Raw genomic sequence first — 4632 nt, 5'->3', positions numbered from 1 at the left:
GACGTCTTGTCCTCGGCGCTCGAGCCCTTGAGCGCCGGACGCACCAGGCCCAGCAGCACCATGGCCGCGAACAGCAGGGCACCCACGGGCCAGGCAAAGCTCTTGGCGATGTCAATCACTTCCGGCTGCTTCCACAGCGGGATGTCCGTCGACGAGGCCGCCTCGACCTGGAACGGCGTGTTCATCAGGTTCACCGAGTCGCCGCGCTCGGCATTGAAGCCTATGGTCTCACGCACCAGGGCCTTCATCTGCTCCAGTTGTTCGGGGGTGAGCGCCTTGGTGACGGTCTTGCCCTTTTCCTCGGTGGACTGGTAGTTCACCACCACGGCAGCGTTCCGGCGCTTGACGGCCCCGTTGTTGCCACGCGTGACCCGACCGGTCTTGGGCACTTCGGAGTTGGTGGTGGCCTCGCGCTTGCTCGAGGACTCTTCCGAGCCCTGCTGTCCGGCGGCCTGGGGGGCAGGATTGGCACCGTTGATGGGTGCAGCCGAGGGTGCAGGCGGTTGATTGGCAACGGCACCGGGCACGCCCGTGGCGGTCTTCTGGGCCGTACCGGAGGTCTCCAGCATCTGCTGGCTGCGCACGGCCTTGGCATCGGGGGTCTGGTTGGGGCGGAACTGCTCGGACGTGGACTCGGTGCGGCTGAAGTCCAGCTCGGCCGAGACCTGGGCCTTGACGTTGTTGCGGCCGACCACGGGTTCCAGGATCTCCTGGATGCGGCGCGTGAGCTGCTGCTCGATCTGCTGCACATAGAGCAGCTGCTGTGCATCGACCGCATTGGCGGAGGTGCCATCGGGCGACTGCGAAAGCAGCTTGCCGGTGTCGTCGAGCACGCTGACGGCCGAGGGCGCCAGTTCCGGCACGCTGGAGGCCACCAGGTGGACAATGCCGGCGAGCTGGGCCCGGTCCAGGATGCGACCGGGGTGCAGGCTGACCAGCACCGAAGCCGAGGGCTTTTGCTGTTCGCGGAAGAAACCGTTCTGGTTGGGCAGCGCCAGGTGCACGCGGGCGCTCTGCACCGAGGACAGGGCTTGGATGGAGCGGGTCAGCTCGCCCTCCAGGCCGCGCTGGAAGTTCAGGCGCTCCTGGAACTGGGTCATGCCGAAGCGGTTGGTTTCCATCAGCTCGAAACCGGTCACGGAACCACGGGGCAGGCCCTGGGTGGCCAGGCGCAGGCGCACGTCGTGCACCTTCTCGGCGGGAATCAGGATCGCGCCGCCGCCTTCGGCGTACTTGTAGGGCACGTTCATCGTGGTCAGCTGGGCCACGATGGCGCCGCCATCCTTGTCGTTCAGGTTGGCAAACAGCACCTTGTAGTCGGGCTGGCGGCCCAGCACGATGGCGGCGACCGCCATGGCCACCAGCAGCGCCACTCCCACCCCCAGGCGCATGCGCTGGGCCCGGTCGAGGCTGCTCAGGCGCTGCAGCCAGTTGGGGGTGGCGGCTGGCGCGGCTGTGGGTGCAAGCGGAGCGAGTGGGACTTCGGCAACTGCAGACATCGTGCTTTCCAATAGGTGAGGCCCGGCAACGGACCTTTGGCGTGGGCTCGATTATTTGGCTCAAGTCGCGGCCATGTTCTGCCGATAAGGCGCCTCTTTGACCATCTATTCCCCATGATGCGCCCCGGGCGCCTGGCTACTATCACAGCATCCCCTCTCCCCCAATGGACACTGCCATGGACCTCCGCATACCCAGCTCCACCACCCCCATGACGGGTGCCGGCATGGCGCGCCGCGCAGCGGCCATGCCGCAGGCCGAAGGCAACGATGTGGGTTTTTCAGGCGCGCTCAAGGGGGCCCTGCAGTCCGTCAGCGCCGCCCAGAACAAGTCGGGCGACCTGCAAAAGGAAGTGCAGCTGGAAAACCCCTCGGTCAGCCTGGAAGAGACCATGGTGGCGATCCAGAAGGCCCAGATCGGATTCCAGGCCACCTTGCACGTGCGCAACCGCATGGTGCAGGCCTATACCGACATCATGAACATGCAGGTGTGAAGACCCCTCTGAGGCGCTTTGCGCCATCCCCCTCTCTCATATTGCTTCGCAATCTGGGAGCGGGACGCACCCCGGCGCGGCGGGGCGGCCCTTGCGCGGGGGCGCTGGCTTGGGGCGCGCCAGTTGCATGCACCACGGGTAACTGATACACCCGTGTTTGTTTTCGATTTCAAATCAATTCCACCAGTCAAGCATCATTCGCCGCATTGACGGGGTCATTGACCATCGCAGCGGTGCACTCGGCCAAGCACCTTCTGCAACTCCCAGCAGGCAGCAAAAAGCCACCGGCCGTCTTGCGACGTGCGGTGGCTTTTTTCTTCCCGGCGGGAAGCCGGCCGAGAGCCGGGATGCCGCTCGGCAGCCCTACCCTGATCAGTGCATCATCTGCGGCTGGCCTTCGAACAGGTGTTCGAACTGGGCCAGCCAGGGCTCGGCCAGGCAGCGGATCTGGGCGTCGTTGCGCAGGATGCGCTGCATGATGCGGGTCTTTTCGCGGCGGTGCTCGGGCAGCAACTCGTGCTCCTGGGACTTGAAGCGCAGCTGCTCGATCAGCACGGCGCAGGCGCCCTCGTAGCGCACCACGCCATCCCAGTCCTTGAGCTTGGCGGCCTCCAGCATCTTGGCGCTGCTGTCTTCTATGGCTTTGTAGTAATCAATCAGCATGTGGGACATGGTTCATGCCTCCACCAGCACAGGCTGGCCCGAAGCGGTGGCGGCAGCCGGGGCTGCGCCGTTGTTGCTCTTCTTGATCTCGTTCCAGCCCAGGGCGATGGGTTCGATCAGGCGCATGACTTCTTCCATCATGGCGTCGTCGTTGCGGGCGTTGGCCAGGATCAGGCGGCGGATGCAGTAGTCGTACAGGGCACCCAGGTTCTCGGCCAGCTCGCCGCCGTCGACCTTGTCCAGGGCCGTGCTCAGGCCCTCTTCGATGATGCGCACGGCCTTGGAGACCGCGTTGCACTTGCCCAGCACGTCGCCGCGGGCCATGGCACCGCGCGCCGTGGCGATGGAGTTCAGAGCGCCTTCATACAGCAGGCTGACCAGCTGGTGCTGGTCAATCGTGTGCATGCTGGTTTCCACATTGATGCGCTGGTAGGCGTTGGCTGCACGGGGATTGTGGGCGCTGAACATGGGGTGGTCCTTACGGTGTGATGCTTTATTTATCGGCCGGCGCCGACAAAACTGAAGGCTTTCCGTCAGGTCGACTTGTTCCAGGTGGTCACCTGCTGGGCGATGTAGGCATTGAGCCCGTTCAGCGATGCCATCTGGGTGTCCAGTGCGTTGTAGAGTGCCGTGATGCGCTTCTCGAAGGCATCGATCTTGTCCTGGGCCGTCACCTGGTCCTTGGCATTGCGCTTGAGCGACAGCTGCAGCGTATCGTCCTTGGATTTGAAGAAGCCATTGGTTCCCAGCAGGTCCGTCGTCAGCGCCTTGACGCGCGCCGCAACACCCATGGACGTTCCCGGCCCCGGGTTGCGGAACAGGTTCTTCACGTCTTCCATGTTCTCGTTCATGGCCTTGGTGAACTTGGTGGAGTCCACAGCCAGGTCACCGCCGCGCTGCAGCGTGATGCCCACGTCCGCCAGGCGCTGGAAGCCGGCCTTGTCGCCCGTCATGGCCTGGATGGCCGAACGCAGGGAGTTCTGCAGCGCAACGGCCGTCGTATCCCCCTGCAGCAGGCCCGCGCTCTTGTTGGCCGCATCGTATTTGGTGGCTTCGTTGAGGATGCTGTTGACCGCGTTGTAGGCGGTCACGAAGTCATTCACGTTCTTCTGCAGGGCCGTGTTGTCCTTGGCCACGCCGATCTCGATCGGCGCCGTGGTGACCTGTTCGGCCTTGAAGGTGACGCCGGAGATCGTGTTCTCGAAGGTGTTGGTGGCCGAGGACACGGGGATCCCGTTGACCTTCGCCGTGGCGTTGGCCGCCACCTGCGTCACGGTGCTGCCCGCCACCAGGCGCGACAGGCCGGTCGCATCGGTGTTGCCGGCGCTGGCGATGTCCGTGTCGCCGCCTTCCATCACGCTCAGGCGAAAGCCGGACTCCAGCCCCGTGCTCTTGCTGCGCAGCAGCAGGCGCTCCCCCGATGCATCCTTGAGCACCGAGGCCGTGACACCGGCATTGGTGCCGTTGATCTTGCTGGCGATGTCGTTCACGGTATCGCTGGCGGAAATGCTGATGTCCACTGGCGCACCGGCTCCGGGCGTGAAGGAGGCCGGGGTCACGCTCCATTGGCCCAGCTCCAGGCGCAGAGTGCCTGCGCCCAGGGCACCGCCCACGGGCAGCAGAGCCGCCGACGCGGTGGCCTGCGCCTTGGCCAGCCCCTGGACCTCCACACTGAAGGTGGTTGGCAGCGTGCCGCCAATGGCGGTGGCACTCACATACTTGCTGTCGGAAGAGGTCGTGGCAACGGCGTTCCAGCCGGTCACGCTGGTGAGCTTGCCCGCCGCATCGGCGAGCGTCGAGACGAGGGATTTGATCTGGCCGAACGCGGAAATCTTGGTTTCCACCGTGGCTTTCTGGACCTTGAGCGTATCCAGAGGCTTCTCTTCCAGCTTCACCAGCTGGGCGATGATGCTCTTGACATCCAGGCCGCTCGTGGCGAGGCCGGGTGAAGAAATGGTAGCCATGAGATCCTCCTGAAC

Annotated in this window: 5 protein-coding genes; 1 reads left to right on the top strand and 4 read right to left on the bottom strand. The window is 64.7% G+C overall.

The annotated features are described in order from the left end of the window. Positions 1 to 1499, bottom strand: a 1499-nt coding sequence (fliF, locus tag ACK59X_RS05215; RefSeq protein WP_409955771.1) for a flagellar basal-body MS-ring/collar protein FliF, incomplete at its 3' end; no start/stop codon positions are given. Positions 1500 to 1675: 176 nt separating this feature from the next. Between fliF and fliE the strand changes: the two genes are divergently transcribed. Continuing rightward, positions 1676 to 1990 carry a flagellar hook-basal body complex protein FliE gene (gene fliE / locus ACK59X_RS05210; protein ID WP_409955769.1) on the top strand — a complete coding sequence of 105 codons (315 nt, stop codon included), beginning with the start codon at positions 1676 to 1678 and terminating at the stop codon, positions 1988 to 1990. Positions 1991 to 2362: 372 nt separating this feature from the next. Here fliE and ACK59X_RS05205 read toward each other — a convergent pair whose 3' ends face one another. The 3 genes from ACK59X_RS05205 to fliD form a co-directional block, all read right to left on the bottom strand. After that, positions 2363 to 2662, bottom strand: coding sequence for a flagellar protein FliT (locus tag ACK59X_RS05205; RefSeq protein WP_007860919.1), 300 nt, complete (start codon positions 2660 to 2662; stop codon positions 2363 to 2365). Positions 2663 to 2665: 3 nt separating this feature from the next. Beyond that, positions 2666 to 3121 carry a flagellar export chaperone FliS gene (gene fliS / locus ACK59X_RS05200; protein ID WP_409955767.1) on the bottom strand — a complete coding sequence of 152 codons (456 nt, stop codon included), beginning with the start codon at positions 3119 to 3121 and terminating at the stop codon, positions 2666 to 2668. Between the two features lie 65 nt (positions 3122 to 3186). Then, positions 3187 to 4617: a flagellar filament capping protein FliD gene (fliD, locus tag ACK59X_RS05195; protein WP_409955765.1), complete on the bottom strand. Its 1431-nt coding sequence runs from the start codon at positions 4615 to 4617 to the stop codon at positions 3187 to 3189. Positions 4618 to 4632 lie beyond the last annotated feature (15 nt).

Origin of the sequence: Acidovorax sp., from assembly GCF_046339755.1 — a bacterium.
GTDB lineage: Bacteria > Pseudomonadota > Gammaproteobacteria > Burkholderiales > Burkholderiaceae_C > Acidovorax.
The sequence above is the reverse complement of the archived record's forward strand: the minus strand, read 5'-3'. Positions and strand labels throughout refer to the sequence as shown.

Coding starts and splice junctions, on each gene's coding strand:
- fliE (WP_409955769.1), top strand. CDS start 1,676: ATGGACCTCCGCATACCCAGCTCCACCACCCCCATGACGGGTGCCGGC.
- ACK59X_RS05205 (WP_007860919.1), bottom strand. CDS start 2,662: ATGTCCCACATGCTGATTGATTACTACAAAGCCATAGAAGACAGCAGC.
- fliS (WP_409955767.1), bottom strand. CDS start 3,121: ATGTTCAGCGCCCACAATCCCCGTGCAGCCAACGCCTACCAGCGCATC.
- fliD (WP_409955765.1), bottom strand. CDS start 4,617: ATGGCTACCATTTCTTCACCCGGCCTCGCCACGAGCGGCCTGGATGTC.